This is a genomic window from Pseudomonas sp. SWI44 (genome assembly GCF_002947915.1).
Classification (GTDB): Bacteria; Pseudomonadota; Gammaproteobacteria; order Pseudomonadales; family Pseudomonadaceae; genus Aquipseudomonas; species Aquipseudomonas taiwanensis.
Genome location: NZ_CP026674.1, coordinates 3656288 through 3672573, shown reverse-complemented (window position 1 = coordinate 3672573; position 16286 = coordinate 3656288). Strand labels below are relative to the sequence as shown.

The window sequence follows — 16286 nt, the reverse complement described above, 5'->3', positions numbered from 1 at the left end:
AACTAAGGAGTCATCGATGTCCGAAACACTGCTCAAGACCCCGCTGCACGCTCTGCACCTCGAATTGGGCGCGCGCATGGTGCCGTTCGCCGGCTATGACATGCCAGTGCAGTACCCACTGGGCGTGCTCAAGGAGCACCTGCACACCCGCGAGCAGGCCGGCCTGTTCGATGTTTCGCACATGGGCCAGATCATCCTGCGCGGCAGCGATGCGGCCAAAGCCCTGGAAACCCTGGTGCCCGTGGACATCGTCGACCTGCCAGTAGGCATGCAGCGCTATGCCATGTTCACCAACGCCCAAGGTGGCATCCTCGATGACCTGATGGTCGCCAACCTGGGCAACGATGTGCTGTTCCTGGTGGTCAACGCTGCCTGCAAGGACCAGGACCTGGCTCACCTGCAAGCGCACATCGGTAACCGCTGCGAGGTGCAACCGCTGTTCGAGGAACGTGCCCTGCTGGCCCTGCAAGGCCCGACCGCCGTCGAGGTGCTGAAACGCCTGGCGCCGGAAGTGGCCGACATGACCTTCATGCAGTTGCGCTCGGTCAAGCTGCTGGGTGAAGACTGCTACGTCAGCCGCTCGGGCTATACCGGTGAAGACGGTTATGAAATCTCGGTGCCAGTCAACGCTGCCGAAGCCTTGGCCCGCCGCCTGCTGACCGAGCCGCAGGTGCAGCCTATCGGCCTGGGTGCGCGGGACTCGCTGCGCCTGGAAGCCGGGCTGTGCCTGTACGGCCACGACATGGACACCGAGACCACGCCGGTCGAAGCCAGCCTGCTATGGGCCATCTCCAAGGTCCGCCGCGCCGACGGTGCACGCGCAGGTGGTTTCCCCGGTGCCGAACGGGTTTATGCCCAACAGCAGCAAGGCGTGGCACGCAAGCGGGTCGGCTTGCTTCCCCAGGAACGCACTCCGGTACGTGAAGGGGCGGAGATTGTCGACGCCAACGGCAAGACTGTCGGCAAGGTATGCAGCGGCGGCTTTGGTCCGACACTCGGTGCACCGGTGGCCATGGGTTATGTCGATAACGAACACAGCGCTATCGATACGCCTCTGTTTGCCGTTGTCCGCGGCAAGCAGGTTGCCCTGAAAGTCAGCAAAATGCCTTTTGTTCCGCAACGTTACTATCGCGGTTGAAAGCCCTTGGGAGAGGTTCGACATATTCGTTTTCGAACCTGTCCAATAACTTTTGAACATGGCGCCAGGCCAGGCGCCATGCCGTTTCCGACAATTTGGTCGGTTATCGGCAAATCGCTGATTTCCTACAGTGCGAAGGGCTTGTTTTTCTCTCGGGAGTTGGCGTAGAGTCACAGCACTGTGTTTGCATGGGTCGCAACAGTTCGTGACCTGGGCCAGTAGCCGCAATTTGCTACAACCCGTTCGACGTCTCTTACTTTCCTGCAACCCAGCCCAGTACTCTTTCACCCCGAATTATGTGAAAGAAACTGTCATTAAAAATTTAAGCTTCATAGGAAATAAGACAATGGCTGAGCGTCAGAACGGTACCGTCAAGTGGTTCAATGACGAGAAAGGTTACGGCTTCATCACCCCAGAAAGCGGTCCGGATCTGTTCGTACACTTCCGCGCTATCGAAGGCAACGGCTTCAAGAGCCTGAAAGAAGGCCAAAAGGTCACCTTCGAAGCCGTGCAAGGCCAGAAAGGCATGCAGGCTGACAAGGTTCAGGTCGCCGGCTAAGCCGAACCCGACTTCGAAGAAAAGCCCCTGCCAAGTGCAGGGGCTTTTTTTTGCCCGTAGAATACCGGCTTCGCCATTCGGAGCTGCAACGCATGTCCAAGCCTCTGCTCACACCCCAGGGAGATTTCCCACCCGCAGGCCTCGGCCGGCGCCTGGCGGCGATGTTCTATGACTTTCTGTTGTGTACGGCCCTGCTGATCGTCACCGCAGGCGCCTACAAGATGATCCAGATGAGCATCATCGGTGAAGCCCGCATGCGTGAACTGACCGATGCCGGCGCACTGGATGGAGACCCGCTGCTGTCGACGATTCTGCTGTTCGCGCTGTTCGGCTTCTTCGCCAAGTTCTGGACCCATGGCGGGCAAACCCTGGGCATGCAGGTGTGGGGCGTGCGGGTACAGAACGCCGATGGCAGCGCCATTAGCCTGTGGCAGGCGCTGTTGCGCTTCGTGGTGTCGATCGCTTCGTGGCTGTGTCTGGGGATGGGGTTCTTCTGGGCGCTGATCGACAAGCGCAAGCGCGGCTGGCATGACATCTATTCCGAGACACAGTTGGTGCGGGTGCCGAAGCAGAAGAATTGATCGGTAGCGTTCGGGTGTAGGCCGTGAAGGATAGGGTGTCCGATAGGTCGAGCGCCGCCCGCGCGGCGCATCGCGAGCAAGGCTCGCTCCTACGGTTATTTCGGGCCAGCTACACCTGTGGGATTTGCGCGCGACCGCTTTGGTGCAAGGCACAGTATCGCGGGCGTCTGTAGGAGCGAGCCTTGCTCGCGATGCGCCGCGCGGGCGGCGCTCGATCCGGCACACACCGCAACACTCACGGCATGCACCACTGACCTCAACCAGCTCTGCGCAACAGCCACAAACCGGCCACCGCACAGATACCGGCGGGGATCACCACCGCCAGCAGCGGCGGGAAGCCGAACACCTGGCTCGAAGGGCCAAGCAGGTCCTGGCCAATGCGGAACACGAAGCCCACCAGCACACCGGTAAATACCCGCTGTCCCAGGGTCACAGAGCGCAGTGGGCCGAAGATGAAGGAAATCGCCATCAGCACCAGCGCCGCGGTCACCGCCGGCTGCAGCACCTTGGTCCAAAACGCCAGCCAGTAACGCGCGTTGTTCAGGCCCTGGTCGGACAGGTAATGGATGTAGTCCCACAGCCCGGTGATCGACAGCGATTCAGGCGCCAGCACCACGGTGTTGAGCAGTTGCGGCGTGACCGAGACATCCCAACGCTCCTGCGGCGCCTTCACCACTTCAGTGTGGTCGCCACGGAAATACGTGGTGCTGACGTCGCTGAGCACCCAGTGATCCTGGTTGTATTGCGCACGGCGGGCGAAGCTCGACGTGATGATCTTGCGCTCGTTGTCGAAGCGGTAACGGGTCACGCCCAGCAGCAGGCCGTTGGGCTGCACGGCGTTGATGTGCACGAACTCGTCACCCTGACGGTGCCACATGCCGCGCTTGGAACTTTGTGCCTCTCCCCCGCCTTGGGCCAGGGAACGGTCGGCCTGGGCCTTGTTTTCGGTGACCGGCGCCACGTACTCGCCAATCAGGAGGCCCACCAGCATCAGCACCAGCATCGGCTTCATCACCGCCCAGACGATACGGCCGATGGAAACGCCAGCGGCGCGCATGATGGTCAGCTCACTACTGCTGGCCAGGCTGCCCAGGCCGACCAGGCAGCCGATCAGCGCGGCCATCGGCAGCATTTCGTACAGACGACGCGGTGCGGTCAGCAGGACGAAGTTACCTGCCTCCATCACCGTGTAGGTGTCGCTCAGGTCGCCCATCTCGTCGATGAAGGCAAACAGCGAGGCCAGGCCGAGGATGATCCCCAGCACCGCCAGAATGGCCAGCAGCACGCTCTGGCCGATATAGCGATCGAGCTTAGCCATGGGCCACCTCCGCACGACGGGCAGCGCGCTTGAGACGCAGCGGTTCCCAATACATCAGGCCCAGGCCGATGAGCAGGAACAGTCCATGCACCCACCAGATACCCAGGCCAATCGGCAACTTGCCCTTCTCAAGGGCGCCACGTACGGAAATCAGCATCGTCAGGTAGGCCATGTACAGAAGAATCGCCGGCAGCAGCTTGAGGAAGCGGCCCTGGCGTGGGTTGACCTTGGCCAGCGGCACTGCCAGCACGGTCACGATGAACACCAGGATCGGCAGCGACAGACGCCATTGCAGCTCGGCGCGCTCACGCAGGCCTTTCTGGCCGATCAGTTGGGAGGTCGGGATCGCTTCGCGCTCGGTCACTTCCTCGCTGACTTCAGGCTTGGGTAGCAATACGCCGTAGGTGTCGTACTTGATGGCACGGTAGTCAGCCTGGCCAGGGTTGCCGTCATAGCGATAGCCATTTTCCAGGATCAGGTAGCGGTTGCCGTCGGCCTGCACTTCCTGGTGACCTTTCTCGGCGACCAGCACCGAAGGAGCGCGGTCCTTGGTCTTGTCCTGGTTGAAGCGTTTCTCGGAGATGAACACGCCACCCAAGTTGATGCGGTCGTCCGAAAGCTGCTCGGTGTAGGTCACCCGCGAGCCATCACGCAAGGTCTGGAAACGCCCCGGCACCAGGGTGTCGAATTCGGTCAGCGCGTCCTGCTGGCTGATGATTTGCTGCACCTGGGCAACGCCCAGCGGCGCAAGGCTCAGGCTCAGCCACGCGACCAGCAATGCCACCAGCGCCGCCGGGGCCATGGTCAGGCCCAGCAGGCGCTGCTGGCTCATGCCGGTGGCCGACAGCACGGTCATCTCGCTTTCCAGGTATAACCGGCCATAGGCCAGCAGGATGCCGAGGAACAGGCCCAGTGGGAGAATCAGCTGCAGGAAACCCGGCAGGCGGAAACCCATGATCAGGAACAGTACACTCGGGTCGAGCACGCCTTGGGCGGCCTGGGCCAGGTACTTGATGAAGCGCCCGCTCATGATGATCACCAGCAGCACAGCGCTGACGGCGCTCAAGGTCACCAGGACCTCGCGGGACAGATAACGAAAGACGATCAAACCAGACACTCCTGGGTTGTCAGGGGCGGACTGCCAAACAATGGCGCCAGACTATGACGTAGTACAGCCAGACCAATGCTGGTTCGCCAAAGGCGAACCTCCATAAAAGTGCGCGCATTATCCTGTGATTGACCGCGCCTGTCACTTGGCCGCGCATGAAGCCGCACGTCGGGGTTGTCAGCACGCTTGTCGCAGGCTCAAACTGGCAGCTTTTCCACTGGCACGCGACCACGCGGCCAAGCCTGCCCGGCGCACGCGAACATTCAGCGCCTACGGTAAAGATCATTCGGGGACCCTGACATGGAACTGGTTGTAAAAAGCGTAGCTGCTGCATCTGTGAAAACCGCAACGCTGGTCGTACCAGTAGGCGAAGGTCGTAAGCTCGGCGCTGTCGCCAAGGCCGTCGACCAAGCCTCCGACGGCGCCATTGCTGCCCTGCTCAAGCGTGGCGACCTGGCCGGCAAGCCTGGCCAGACCCTGCTCCTGCACAGCCTGCCAGGGCTCAAGGCCGAACGCGTGCTGCTGGTTGGCAGCGGCAAGGAAGAAGCCCTTGGCGATCGCGCCTGGCGCAAGCTGGTAGCCAGCGTGGCCGGCGTGTTGAAAAACCTGGGCGGCGGAGATGCCGTACTGGCCCTGGACGACATCGCTGTCAGCAACCGCGACGCTCACTACGGCAAGTACCGCCTGCTGGCCGAAACCCTGCTCGACGGCGAGTACGTGTTCGATCGTTTCAAGAGCCAGAAGGCTGAGCCGCGGGCCCTGAAGAAAGTCACCCTGCTGACCGACAAGGCCGGCCAGACCGAAGCCGAGCGCGCCGTAAAGCACGCCAGCGCCATCGCCACCGGCATGGCCTTCACCCGCGACCTGGGCAACTTGCCGCCGAACGTCTGCCATCCAAGCTACCTGGCGGACCAAGCCAAGGAGCTGGGCAAGGCACACAAGTCGCTGAAAGTCGAAGTGCTGGACGAGAAGAAGATCAAGGACCTGGGCATGGGCGCCTTCTATGCCGTGGGCCAGGGCAGCGACCAGCCTCCACGGCTGATCGTGATGAACTACCAGGGCGGCAAGAAAAGCGAGAAACCCTTCGTGCTGGTCGGCAAGGGCATCACCTTCGACACCGGCGGCATCAGCCTAAAGCCTGGCGCCGGCATGGATGAAATGAAGTTCGACATGTGCGGTTCGGCAAGTGTGTTCGGCACCCTGCGCGCAGTGCTGGAACTGCAACTGCCGATCAACCTGGTGTGCCTGCTGGCCTGTGCCGAGAACATGCCTAGCGGCGGCGCGACTCGCCCGGGCGACATCGTCACCACCATGAGCGGCCAGACCGTGGAAATCCTCAACACCGACGCCGAAGGCCGCCTGGTGCTGTGCGACACCCTGACCTACGCCGAGCGCTTCAAGCCTCAGGCCGTGATCGATATCGCCACCCTGACCGGCGCCTGCATCGTCGCCCTGGGCAGCCACACCTCGGGACTGATGGGCAACAACGACGAGCTGATCGATCAATTGCTCGACGCCGGCAAGCGCGCCGACGACCGCGCCTGGCAGCTGCCACTGTTCGATGAATACCAGGAACAACTGGACAGCCCGTTCGCCGACATGGGCAACATCGGCGGCCCAAAAGCCGGCACCATCACCGCAGGGTGCTTCCTGTCGCGCTTCGCCAAGGCCTACAACTGGGCGCACCTGGACATCGCCGGCACCGCCTGGATCAGCGGCGGCAAGGACAAAGGCGCCACGGGTCGCCCGGTTCCATTGCTGACGCAGTACCTGCTGGACCGCGCCGGCGCCTGAAACCGTGAAACCGGTGGCGCCCAATGCGCCACCGGCCGGTAGACCAAACCATGAGCAAAGTCGATTTCTACATCCTGCCCACCGACGCCTTGTCGGCACGCTTGGATTTCGCCTGCAAGCTGTGCGAGAAGGCCTGGCGGCTCGGCCATCGCGTCTACCTGCATTGCCAGGACGCCGAACAACGCGACGAGCTGGACCTGCGCCTGTGGCGTTTCAAGGGCGAGGCTTTCGTGCCTCACGACCGGGCCGAAGCGCATGCCGATGCCCAAGTGGCCTTGGGCCTGGCTGACGATGCAGGCGACCACCGCGACCTGCTGATCAACCTCGGCGCCTCGGTGCCAGGGTTCGTCGACCAGTTCGAACGGGTTGCCGAGATCGTCGTCGAGGAGCCTGGCATCCGCCAGTCAGCGCGCGAACGATTCCGTTTCTACCGCGAACGGGGCTATGCTCTGCAAGACCACCGCTTACAGCGACTTTGACGACGATGGACAAGCCTTCCGCCCTACCCGATTCCGCCCATCTGCTCGACGACCTGGAGTCGATTCGCCAGCTGCTGGGAGATGCCAACCTGCAACCGCCTCTGCTGACCGAGACGGTGGAACAGATTCCGCTGTTGCTCGATGTACCGGCAGGCAACCCGCCGGTCGAACCCGAGCCTGTGCCTGCAGCCACCGCGGATGACCCGCAGACCCGCCGCCAGGACACGCTGCTGCACCTGGAAAGCGAGTTGCGCGCAGCCGCGCAACAGATCATGCAGGACGTGATCAACGACTTTACCCCGCATATCGAGACCGAAATCAAGCGCCGGCTGGATGCGCGCATGGAACGCCTGATCAAGCGCTCCGAGTAAGGTCCACGTCTCGCGGCGCCCCTTCGCGGGTAAGCCCTCTCCCACCGGCAGGCGCCTGCGCGGTCCCGATGGGAGCGGGTTTACCTGCGAAGCAGGCATCGCCGCGCCAACAGATGACAGAGGCGTGTCGCTTGCGGCCCCCACCTTGGTTATACTTCCCGGCTTTCCCGAATAAATGCCATAGGGTCCCGCCGCGCATGGATAAGACCTACCAGCCGCACGCCATCGAAACTTCCTGGTACAACACCTGGGAGTCCGAGAACTATTTCGCCCCGCAAGGTGCAGGCGAGTCCTACACCATCATGATCCCGCCGCCGAACGTGACGGGCAGCCTGCACATGGGCCACGGCTTCAACAACGCGATCATGGACGCCCTGATCCGTTTCCGCCGTATGCAAGGCCGCAACACCCTGTGGCAGCCAGGTACCGACCACGCCGGTATCGCCACCCAGATGCTGGTCGAGCGCCAGCTCGAGGCCAAGGGCCAGAACCGTCATGACCTGGGCCGTGAAGCCTTCCTCGAGAAAGTCTGGGAATGGAAAGAGCAGTCCGGCGGCAACATCAGCCGTCAGATCCGCCGCCTGGGCTCGTCCGTGGACTGGAGCCGCGAGCGCTTCACCATGGATGACGGCCTGTCCGAAGCGGTCAAGGAAGCCTTCGTACGCCTGCACGAAGACGGCCTGATCTATCGCGGCAAGCGCCTGGTCAACTGGGACACCAAGCTGCACACCGCCATCTCCGACCTGGAAGTCGAAAACCACGACGAGAAAGGCCACCTGTGGAACCTGCGCTACCCGCTGGCCGACGGCGCCAAAACCGCTGAAGGCAAGGACCACCTGGTCGTTGCCACCACCCGTCCGGAAACCCTGCTGGGCGACGTGGCGGTTGCCGTCAACCCGAACGACGAGCGCTATCAGGCGCTGATCGGCAAGTTCGTCGAACTGCCGTTGGTCGGTCGTCGCATTCCGATCATCGCCGACGACTACTGCGACCCGGAATTCGGCACCGGCTGCGTGAAGATCACCCCGGCCCACGACTTCAACGACTACGAAGTCGGCAAGCGCCACAACCTGCCGCTGCTCAACATCTTCGACAAGAACGCCATGGTGCTGGCAAGCGCCCAGGCCTTCAACCTCGACGGCTCCGTCAACGAGCAGATCGACACCCGCCTGCCTGCCCAGTACGCCAACCTGGACCGTTTCGTCGCGCGTAAGCAGATCGTCGCCGACCTGGACGCCCAAGGCCTGCTGGTGAGCATCGATGACCATGCCCTGAAAGTGCCGAAAGGCGACCGTTCGGGCACCGTCATCGAGCCATGGCTGACCGACCAGTGGTACGTTTCCACCAAGCCGCTGGCAGAACCTGCCATCGCCGCGGTCGAAGATGGCCGTATCCAGTTCGTGCCCAAGCAGTACGAGAACATGTACTTCTCGTGGATGCGCGATATCCAGGACTGGTGCATCAGCCGCCAGCTGTGGTGGGGCCACCGCATCCCAGCCTGGTACGACGAGACTGGCCAGGTCTACGTCGGCCGCAACGAAGAAGAAGTCCGTGCCAAGCACAACCTCGGCGCCGACGTGGTGCTGCGCCAGGACGACGACGTGCTCGACACCTGGTTCAGCTCGGGCCTGTGGACCTTCTCCACCCTGGGCTGGCCGGAGCAGACCGAGTTCCTGAAGACCTTCCACTCCACGGACGTGCTGGTCACCGGCTTCGACATCATCTTCTTCTGGGTTGCGCGCATGATCATGCTGACCATGCACCTGATCAAGAACGAAGACGGCACCCCGCAGGTACCGTTCAAGACCGTCTACGTGCACGGTTTAGTGCGTGACGGCCAGGGCCAGAAGATGTCCAAGTCCAAGGGCAACGTGCTGGACCCGCTGGACATCGTCGACGGCATCACCCTCGACGCCCTGCTGGAAAAACGCACCAGCGGCATGATGCAACCCAAGCTGGCCGAGAAAATCGCCAAGCAGACCAAGGCCGAGTTCCCGGAAGGCATCGCCAGCTACGGTACCGACGCCCTGCGTTTCACCTTCTGCTCGCTGGCTTCCACCGGTCGTGACATCAAGTTCGACATGGGCCGCGTCGAGGGCTACCGCAACTTCTGCAACAAAATCTGGAACGCCGCCCGCTACGTGCTGGACAAAGGCGAGGACTGCGGCCAGAACGGCGAAGCCGTCGAGCTGTCGCTGGCCGACCGCTGGATCATCTCGCAGCTGCAGCGCACCGAAGCCGAAGTGACTCGCCAACTCGAGCAGTTCCGTTTCGACCTGGCCAGCCAAGCCCTGTACGAGTTCATCTGGAACCAGTACTGCGACTGGTACCTGGAGCTGTCCAAGCCCGTGCTGTGGGACGAGAACGCCCCGGTCGAACGTGCCCGCGGCACTCGCCGTACTCTGGTTCGCGTGCTGGAAGTGGCCCTGCGCCTGGCCCACCCGTTCATGCCGTTCATCACCGAAGAGATCTGGCAGCGCATCGCGCCGCTGGCAGGCATCCAAGGCAAGACCATCATGCTGCAACCCTGGCCGGTGGCGAACGAAGAACGCATCGACGTCGCCGCCGAAGGCGATATCGAGTGGCTGCAACAGCTGATGGTCGGCCTGCGCAACATCCGCGCCGAGATGAACATCGGTCCTGGCAAGCCGCTGCCGCTGTTCCTCAAGAACGCCAATGCCGACGATCAACGTCGCCTGCAGGAAAACGAAGCACTGCTGAAGAAGCTGGCCAAGGTCGAGTCGTTCACCGTTCTCGGTGAGCAGGACGAAGCCCCGCTGTCGGCCACCGCGCTGGTGGGTGACCTGCAGGTGCTGGTACCGATGGCCGGCCTGATCGACAAGGACGCCGAACTGGCTCGCCTGAACAAGGAGATCCAGCGTCTACAAGGCGAAGTGGCCCGTGTGGGTGGCAAGCTGTCCAATGCCGCCTTCGTCGACAAGGCACCGCCTGCAGTGATCGAGAAGGAGCGCGCCAAGCTGGCCGAGTCCGAGCAGGCCCTGGCCAACTTCACCGAGCAGCATGCGCGGATTGCAGCGCTGTAACCTGACATTGCTGATCTGACCGGCGAGGGCTTCGCCCTCGTTCGCGGCCAAGGCCGCTCCCACAGGAATGAGGCTGCCTTGAAGTAGCACCACTATCCTGTGGGAGCGGCCTTGGCCGTGAATGGGCCGCACAGCGGCCCTCTGGCCAGCGCAAGCAACACCGGACCCGAGCATGACCCCGAACAAACCCACCCTGCACCCGCGCAACCGCCACCAGGGCCGCTATGACTTCCCCAGCCTGATCAAGGCCCACCCTGACCTGGCCCGTTTCACCATCACCAACCCCTACGGCAAACCCAGCATCGACTTCGCCAACCCCGAAGCCGTGCGGGTGTTTAACCGCGCCCTGCTCAAGGCACAGTACGGCATCCAGCACTGGGATATCCCTGCCGACTACCTGTGCCCGCCGATTCCAGGCCGCGCCGACTACATCCACGTCGCCGCCGACCTGCTGGCCGAGGACAATGCCGGCGACATCCCCAAGGGCGCCCAAGTGCGCGCACTGGACATCGGCGTCGGCGCCAACTGCATCTACCCCCTGCTGGGCCACAGCGACTATCGCTGGCGCTTCCTGGGTTCGGACATCGACCCCGTGGCCCTGGCCTCGGCCAAGGCCATCGTCCAGGCCAATGGCCTGAGCAAGGCAATCGCCCTGCGTCAGCAGGCCAACCGCAAGCGCATCCTCAGCGGCCTGCTGCAAGAGGACGAACGCTTCGACCTGACCCTGTGCAACCCACCTTTTCACGCTTCACGCGACGAAGCCACCCGTGGCAGCCAGCGCAAATGGAAGAACCTGGGCAAGCAGGATCCCCAGCGTAGGTTGCCTGTGCTGAACTTCGGCGGACAGAACAACGAGCTATGGTGCGAGGGCGGCGAGATCCGCTTCGTCACCCAGCTGGTCGAGGAAAGCGCGCAATACGCCGAGCGAGTGCTGTGGTTCACCAGCCTGGTGTCCAAGGCCAGCAACCTGCCTGGCATCGAGGCCGCCCTGAAGAAGGTCGGAACCAAGGCCGTGCGTATCGTCGAGATGGGCCAGGGACAGAAGCAGAGCCGCATGGTCGCCTGGAGCTTCCAGGATGACGCAGCGCGCCAGGCCTGGCATGCGCGGCGTAAATCGCAGGCATGAAAAAACCGCGCCCGGACAAGCCGGGCGCGGTTTCATCAAGACATCGACAATTACTTGTTGATGGCGTCGGTCAGAGCTTTGGCCGGAACGAACTTGACGACTTTCTTGGCAGCGATTTCGATGGCAGCGCCAGTCGAAGGGTTGCGGCCAGTGCGGGCAGGACGCTCGGAGACTTTCAGCTTGCCGATGCCTGGCAGGGTGATCTCAGCGCCGTTTTCCAGTTGGTCAGCAACGATCTGGCCCAGTTGCTCCAGAGCGTTTTTAGCGGTGGCTTTTGGCGCGGCGATCGATTCGGCGATGTCGGCAATCAGTTGGTCTTTGGTCAATGCCATGATGGTGTTCCTTCCCTAAAAAATTCAGAGGTTATGCAGCGTGCTACGTCGTTATCGGGCCAGCCCCTGAATACTGGAGGGCCGCGCCAATCGCGTATGTAGATTCGAAAATCGGCGTTTGGTTCGACACGACGCCAGCAACTGCCAGCAATGCGCCACTTCAGGGGGCGCAAGACCGCGCAAAGCTACCACAGGAATGGATAAATATCCGCTGCCAACTTTGATTTTGTGCTGGTTTTTCGGGGGTTTAGCCCGAAAACGCACAAAATTGAACAAAAAACGAACAACAGGCATTTACGCCAACATCTGGCCACTGCATCACCGGTTCACTCAGGTAAACTTGGCGACTTTGCAGCGCGGCCATGCACCGCCCAACCCCATTCGAGAATTCCATGCCAATCCGTCATTGCATTGTTCACCTGATCGACAAGAAGCCCGATGGCAGCCCCGCCGTGCTCCATGCACGTGATAGCGAGCTTGGCGCATCGGACGCCATCGAAAACCTGCTGGCCGACCTCAACGACAGCTACAACGCCAAGCAAGGCAAAGCCTGGGGCTTCTTCCACGGCGAGTCCGGCGCCTATCCGCTCAGCGGCTGGTTGAAGCAGTACCTCGATGGCGAGAAAGACTTCACCGCCTTCAGCCGGGTGGCAGTCGAACACCTGCAAAAACTGATGGAAGAATCCAACCTCTCCACTGGAGGGCACATCCTCTTCGCCCACTACCAGCAAGGCATGACCGAGTACCTGGCCATCGCCCTGCTGCACCACAGTGAAGGCGTGGCGGTGAACGCCGAGCTGGATGTCACCCCTTCACGCCACCTGGACCTGGGCCAACTGCACCTTGCCGCCCGCATCAACCTGTCCGAGTGGAAGAACAACCAGAATTCCAAACAGTACATCTCGTTCATCAAGGGCAAGAATGGGAAGAAGGTTTCGGATTACTTCCGTGATTTCATCGGCTGCCAGGAAGGGGTCGACGGCCCAGGGGAAACCCGCACCCTGCTCAAGGCATTCAGCGATTTCGTCGAGAGCGAAGACCTGCCTGAGGAATCCGCACGCGAGAAGACCCAGACGCTGGTCGAGTACGCCACCACGCAAACCAAGCTCGGCGAACCTGTCACACTGGAAGAGCTGTCCAGCCTGATCGACGAGGACCGCCCCAAGGCATTCTACGATCACATTCGCAACAAGGACTACGGGCTCTCGCCGGAGATTCCGGCCGATAAGCGCACCCTCAATCAGTTCCGCCGCTTCACGGGTCGCGCCGAGGGGCTGTCGATCAGCTTCGAGGCGCATTTGCTGGGAGACAAGGTGGAGTATGACGAGGCGGCCGGAACCTTGATCATCAAGGGCCTGCCAACGCAGCTGGTCGATCAGCTCAAGCGACGCAAGGACTGACAGGGCCGGGCCAGTCAAGGGCCCCAACTTCTCAGGCGATACCGGCGCCATAGGAGGCTACCAACGCCTCCTTCGCCGACTTGCGCAGTTTCTTCACCAGCCGCTCCTGGCGCAGCGCCTCGCCTTTGTCCGGCCACTGTTCGACGTAGACCAGCGCCTGGGCCGGGCTGGTCTTGAAATAGCGGGCGCCCTGCCCCTTCTGATGCGCGATGAACCGCCGCTGCGGGTCATCACTGATGCCGCAGTACAAAGAGCCATTGGCGGCGCGTACCAGGTAGACGTACCAGGGTTTGCCGGTGGTGTTTTCGACGACTTCGCTCACGAGGCTTCGCACTGAGGATAAAGCCGACAGCTTACCCGCTCAGCGCGCTTGCTGGAACGCACGCAGCCCTTTGAACGCTTGTTGACGTACCTTGTTCTGTAGCATGGGTGACCAGCCCAGCAGCACACCTGGCAGACCCAACGCCTGACGCGACCAGCGCCACAGGTCGAAGCTGTCGTCATGCTGGCAGATCAGCCCATCACGAATCACGAAGCGGGCCTGGATATCGTTGATCACGACGCGCCCGGTCTGACTGAACAGGTAGGTGGCCACCCAGTGCGCGCAGCCGCTGTCATGGTTGGCCTGGACCTGGTCGAAGGTCAGCGAAAAGTCTTTGGCGCGGGTGGTGAGCATGCGCCACATGTCACCTGCGTCGTCGCCACGCAGCATGCCGAACACCGGGTCGCTGAAGACGATATCGTCGCTGTAGCACGCCACCATGGCCTCGGCGTCCAGGCGCTGGAAGGCCTGGTAGAAGCGGTTGATCAGGTCACGGTTGGCGTCGCTCATGGGCTCAGGTCCATCTTGGAGGGGGCGAAGGCTGCACGATAATCCGCCAGCGCCTGCAACGCCATGCCCATTTGCGCCATGAATACCCATCGCCAGCAACCACCGCTGCCAGCGCCAACTTGCCGGCCACAGGCGCAGTGCAGCCGCCCACCTCACACTTTTTCGCAGGTTACCTGCACATGCTCAGCCCGACCCGCCCCAAGCCCGAACACGAGGGCACCGATACCCAGAACGGCGAAGATCCAACCCACAGCCGCCCAGCCTCCCGTCAAGTCATGCACCACCCCCACGGCGAAAGGCCCCATGGAGGCCAGCGTGTAGCCGCCCCCCTGGGCCATGCTGGACAGGTTGGCAGCTACGTGCGCATCCCCAGAGCGCAGTACGATCAAGGTCAGTGCCAGGGCGAAGGTGCCGCCCTGGCCCAGCCCCAACACCACCGCCCACCCCCAGAGGCCGGAAAGCGGCGCATACAGGCAACCGAACAAGCCGGCCAGGGTGAGCAGCATGACAATCACGATCGCCAGGCGCTGGTCTTTGCCCCTGGTCGCCAGCCAAGGTGCACTGAGCGAACTGACCAGCTGCAGGATCACCGAACCGGACAACACCAACCCCGCCTCTGTCGGGCTCAAGCCGCGCCCGATCAGAATCGACGGCAACCAGCCGAAGACGATATACGCCAACGACGACTGCAACCCCATGTACAGCGTGACCTGCCAGGCCAGCGGATCACGCCACAGCCCACGCACGCGATAGGCGACCTTGTGCAGGCCATGTCCTTGGCGCGCCTGGGGCAACCACACCAGCATCGCCAACAATGCCGGCACCAACCAGAACCCGAGCCCCATTGCCCAGCTACCGTCGAAGCGCGTGGCCAAAGGTACCGTGGCACCCGCCGCCATCGCAGCACCGAGGCATAGCGCCATGGTATAGACACCGGTCAGCGTGCCGGCATGCCGCGGGAAGTCTCGCTTGACGATGCCCGGTAGCAGAACACCGATGATGCCGATGCTCGCACCGGCCATCAGGCTGCCCAGGAAGACACCCGCAACCCCCAGGGTGCTGCGCACCAGAATGCCCAGGGCCAGGGTGAACAGGATACCGAGAATCACGCGCTCGCCACCAAAACGACGCGCCAGAATCGGTGCCAGGGGTGCGAACAGGCCAAGACAGAGGACTGGCAACGTGGTCAGCAGCCCGGCCTCGGAGCCCGTCAAGCCCAGGCCTGCAGAGACCTGCCCCAGCACAGGCGCCATGCTCGACAACGCGGGACGCAGGTTCAGCGCCACCAGTACCAGCCCGAGCAACAGCAGCCACGGGCGCGCCAGCGCCACCGGTTGCTGTTGTACTTGCGCGTCGTTGGCTTCAGCGTCGATCAGCAGTTCATCGAACTCCCGCTCGCCGTCGGAAGTATTTCGGGTCATTGGTTCGGCCATGGCCTTCTCGATATCAGGATTCAATGAGGGTTCGGCTCAGGCGCTTGGCCCGCTCAGGATCACGCTGCTCGACGGCCTGGAGAATCTCTCCGTGCAGATCGAAGGTCACCTGGGAGCGCGGCACCGTGCTCATGTTGCGTTGCAGCGCAGCCGCCACCACACCGGAGAAATAGCGATACAGCTCGCTCAGCGACGGGTTGTGCGCGGCATCCACCAGCCGCTGGTGAAACACCAGGTCGCAGTTCACATAGGCATCGATGTCGCCGTGAAAGTGCTTACCGCTGTCTTCCAATGCCTCACGCAGCCCCTGCACATCCGCTTCGGTACGGCGCAAGGCTGCCAGGCCGATGGCTTCGGTCTCCAGGATGTGCCGCGTTTCGCGGGCTTGTTCAGGCGTGCAGCGCGACATGGCCAGCACGGCCTGCAATGGGTCCTGGGCCGTGCGCAGGTAGCTGCCATCGCCCTGGCGGATTTCCACCAGGCCACTGAATGCCAGGACGCGCATGGCTTCACGCACGGTGTTGCGGCTGATGCCCAGCTCCAGGGCGAGCTCGGGCTCGGTCGGCAAGCGCTGGCCGACCTGCCAGTCACCCTGGAGGATCCGCTCACGCATGCGCTCGACCGCCAGCTCGACCAGCGAGCGCTTGGACAATTCACTGCTCATGTTACTCAACCAATCATCCGATGAATTTTCGAAAGCTTAAAGCAAGGCGCCAGCAACAGCAAACCACCTGGCATTTTTGCCAGTTGTGGTCAGCCCGCGTTGTTGCA

At 62.4% G+C, this 16286-nt stretch carries 16 protein-coding genes; 9 read left to right on the top strand and 7 right to left on the bottom strand.

Annotated features, from left to right (window positions below; all coding sequences use genetic code 11):
* The first annotated feature begins 16 nt into the window (after window positions 1-16).
* The 3 genes from gcvT (at window position 17) to C4Q26_RS17300 (ending at window position 2278) form a co-directional block, all read left to right on the top strand.
* Window positions 17-1138, top strand: coding sequence for a glycine cleavage system aminomethyltransferase GcvT (gene gcvT, locus C4Q26_RS17310; protein ID WP_104883347.1), 1122 nt, complete (start codon window positions 17-19; stop codon window positions 1136-1138).
* Window positions 1139-1484: 346 nt separating this feature from the next.
* The gene (locus C4Q26_RS17305) at window positions 1485-1697 is read left to right on the top strand and encodes a cold-shock protein (protein WP_003257941.1); all 213 of its coding nucleotides are present in this window, start codon (window positions 1485-1487) and stop codon (window positions 1695-1697) included.
* A gap of 92 nt (window positions 1698-1789) precedes the next feature.
* Window positions 1790-2278 (top strand): RDD family protein, encoded by a 489-nt coding sequence (locus C4Q26_RS17300; RefSeq protein ID WP_023382117.1) that lies wholly within the window; start codon window positions 1790-1792, stop codon window positions 2276-2278.
* Between the two features lie 256 nt (window positions 2279-2534).
* Here C4Q26_RS17300 and lptG read toward each other — a convergent pair whose 3' ends face one another.
* Both lptG and lptF read right to left on the bottom strand, forming a co-directional pair.
* Window positions 2535-3596, bottom strand: a complete 1062-nt coding sequence (gene lptG, locus C4Q26_RS17295) for an LPS export ABC transporter permease LptG (RefSeq protein WP_023382118.1) — start codon at window positions 3594-3596, stop codon at window positions 2535-2537.
* Window positions 3589-4704 carry an LPS export ABC transporter permease LptF gene (gene lptF, locus C4Q26_RS17290; protein WP_023382119.1) on the bottom strand — a complete coding sequence of 372 codons (1116 nt, stop codon included), beginning with the start codon at window positions 4702-4704 and terminating at the stop codon, window positions 3589-3591. Before lptF ends, lptG begins: the two co-directional genes overlap by 8 nt.
* Before the next feature lie 300 nt (window positions 4705-5004).
* On the opposite strand from lptF, the gene C4Q26_RS17280 reads away from it, so the two are divergent.
* The 5 genes from C4Q26_RS17280 to rlmF all read left to right on the top strand — a co-directional run bounded on the left by C4Q26_RS17280 (window position 5005) and on the right by rlmF (window position 11518).
* A complete protein-coding gene (locus C4Q26_RS17280) occupies window positions 5005-6498 on the top strand; it encodes a leucyl aminopeptidase (protein ID WP_104883346.1) in 1494 nt (497 codons plus the stop codon).
* Between the two features lie 50 nt (window positions 6499-6548).
* Window positions 6549-6977: a DNA polymerase III subunit chi gene (locus tag C4Q26_RS17275; RefSeq protein WP_023382121.1), complete on the top strand. Its 429-nt coding sequence runs from the start codon at window positions 6549-6551 to the stop codon at window positions 6975-6977.
* A 5-nt stretch (window positions 6978-6982) separates the two neighbouring features.
* A complete protein-coding gene (locus C4Q26_RS17270) occupies window positions 6983-7348 on the top strand; it encodes a hypothetical protein (protein ID WP_023382122.1) in 366 nt (121 codons plus the stop codon).
* 197 nt (window positions 7349-7545) lie between these two features.
* Window positions 7546-10392, top strand: a complete 2847-nt coding sequence (locus C4Q26_RS17265) for a valine--tRNA ligase (RefSeq protein ID WP_023382123.1) — start codon at window positions 7546-7548, stop codon at window positions 10390-10392.
* Between the two features lie 172 nt (window positions 10393-10564).
* Window positions 10565-11518, top strand: a complete 954-nt coding sequence (gene rlmF / locus C4Q26_RS17260) for a 23S rRNA (adenine(1618)-N(6))-methyltransferase RlmF (protein ID WP_023382124.1) — start codon at window positions 10565-10567, stop codon at window positions 11516-11518.
* A 50-nt stretch (window positions 11519-11568) separates the two neighbouring features.
* Here rlmF and C4Q26_RS17255 read toward each other — a convergent pair whose 3' ends face one another.
* Entirely contained in the window at window positions 11569-11850 is a 282-nt protein-coding gene (locus C4Q26_RS17255) for an HU family DNA-binding protein (protein ID WP_023382125.1), read from the bottom strand.
* A 392-nt stretch (window positions 11851-12242) separates the two neighbouring features.
* Between C4Q26_RS17255 and yejK the strand changes: the two genes are divergently transcribed.
* Complete coding sequence (yejK, locus tag C4Q26_RS17250) at window positions 12243-13250, top strand: nucleoid-associated protein YejK (RefSeq protein WP_023382126.1); 1008 nt, start codon at window positions 12243-12245, stop codon at window positions 13248-13250.
* A 31-nt stretch (window positions 13251-13281) separates the two neighbouring features.
* On the opposite strand, the gene C4Q26_RS17245 is transcribed toward yejK, so the two are convergent.
* From C4Q26_RS17245 to C4Q26_RS17230, 4 genes are all read right to left on the bottom strand, one after another.
* On the bottom strand, window positions 13282-13572 hold the full coding sequence (locus C4Q26_RS17245; protein ID WP_023382127.1) for a GIY-YIG nuclease family protein: 291 nt from the start codon (window positions 13570-13572) through the stop codon (window positions 13282-13284).
* A gap of 39 nt (window positions 13573-13611) precedes the next feature.
* Window positions 13612-14082, bottom strand: a complete 471-nt coding sequence (locus C4Q26_RS17240) for a nuclear transport factor 2 family protein (RefSeq protein WP_023382128.1) — start codon at window positions 14080-14082, stop codon at window positions 13612-13614.
* 152 nt (window positions 14083-14234) lie between these two features.
* The gene (locus C4Q26_RS17235; protein ID WP_104883345.1) at window positions 14235-15515 is read right to left on the bottom strand and encodes an MFS transporter; all 1281 of its coding nucleotides are present in this window, start codon (window positions 15513-15515) and stop codon (window positions 14235-14237) included.
* A 13-nt stretch (window positions 15516-15528) separates the two neighbouring features.
* On the bottom strand, window positions 15529-16179 hold the full coding sequence (locus C4Q26_RS17230) for a FadR/GntR family transcriptional regulator (protein ID WP_023382130.1): 651 nt from the start codon (window positions 16177-16179) through the stop codon (window positions 15529-15531).
* Window positions 16180-16286 lie beyond the last annotated feature (107 nt).

What these genes read in the sequence shown, in the direction of transcription:
- C4Q26_RS17280 (WP_104883346.1), top strand. Translation starts at nt 5,005, where the DNA reads ATGGAACTGGTTGTAAAAAGCGTAGCTGCTGCATCTGTGAAAACCGCA.
- C4Q26_RS17230 (WP_023382130.1), bottom strand. Translation starts at nt 16,179, where the DNA reads ATGAGCAGTGAATTGTCCAAGCGCTCGCTGGTCGAGCTGGCGGTCGAG.
- C4Q26_RS17305 (WP_003257941.1), top strand. Translation starts at nt 1,485, where the DNA reads ATGGCTGAGCGTCAGAACGGTACCGTCAAGTGGTTCAATGACGAGAAA.
- C4Q26_RS17240 (WP_023382128.1), bottom strand. Translation starts at nt 14,082, where the DNA reads ATGAGCGACGCCAACCGTGACCTGATCAACCGCTTCTACCAGGCCTTC.
- yejK (WP_023382126.1), top strand. Translation starts at nt 12,243, where the DNA reads ATGCCAATCCGTCATTGCATTGTTCACCTGATCGACAAGAAGCCCGAT.
- C4Q26_RS17235 (WP_104883345.1), bottom strand. Translation starts at nt 15,515, where the DNA reads ATGGCCGAACCAATGACCCGAAATACTTCCGACGGCGAGCGGGAGTTC.
- C4Q26_RS17270 (WP_023382122.1), top strand. Translation starts at nt 6,983, where the DNA reads ATGGACAAGCCTTCCGCCCTACCCGATTCCGCCCATCTGCTCGACGAC.
- C4Q26_RS17255 (WP_023382125.1), bottom strand. Translation starts at nt 11,850, where the DNA reads ATGGCATTGACCAAAGACCAACTGATTGCCGACATCGCCGAATCGATC.
- lptG (WP_023382118.1), bottom strand. Translation starts at nt 3,596, where the DNA reads ATGGCTAAGCTCGATCGCTATATCGGCCAGAGCGTGCTGCTGGCCATT.
- gcvT (WP_104883347.1), top strand. Translation starts at nt 17, where the DNA reads ATGTCCGAAACACTGCTCAAGACCCCGCTGCACGCTCTGCACCTCGAA.
- C4Q26_RS17300 (WP_023382117.1), top strand. Translation starts at nt 1,790, where the DNA reads ATGTCCAAGCCTCTGCTCACACCCCAGGGAGATTTCCCACCCGCAGGC.
- rlmF (WP_023382124.1), top strand. Translation starts at nt 10,565, where the DNA reads ATGACCCCGAACAAACCCACCCTGCACCCGCGCAACCGCCACCAGGGC.
- C4Q26_RS17265 (WP_023382123.1), top strand. Translation starts at nt 7,546, where the DNA reads ATGGATAAGACCTACCAGCCGCACGCCATCGAAACTTCCTGGTACAAC.
- C4Q26_RS17275 (WP_023382121.1), top strand. Translation starts at nt 6,549, where the DNA reads ATGAGCAAAGTCGATTTCTACATCCTGCCCACCGACGCCTTGTCGGCA.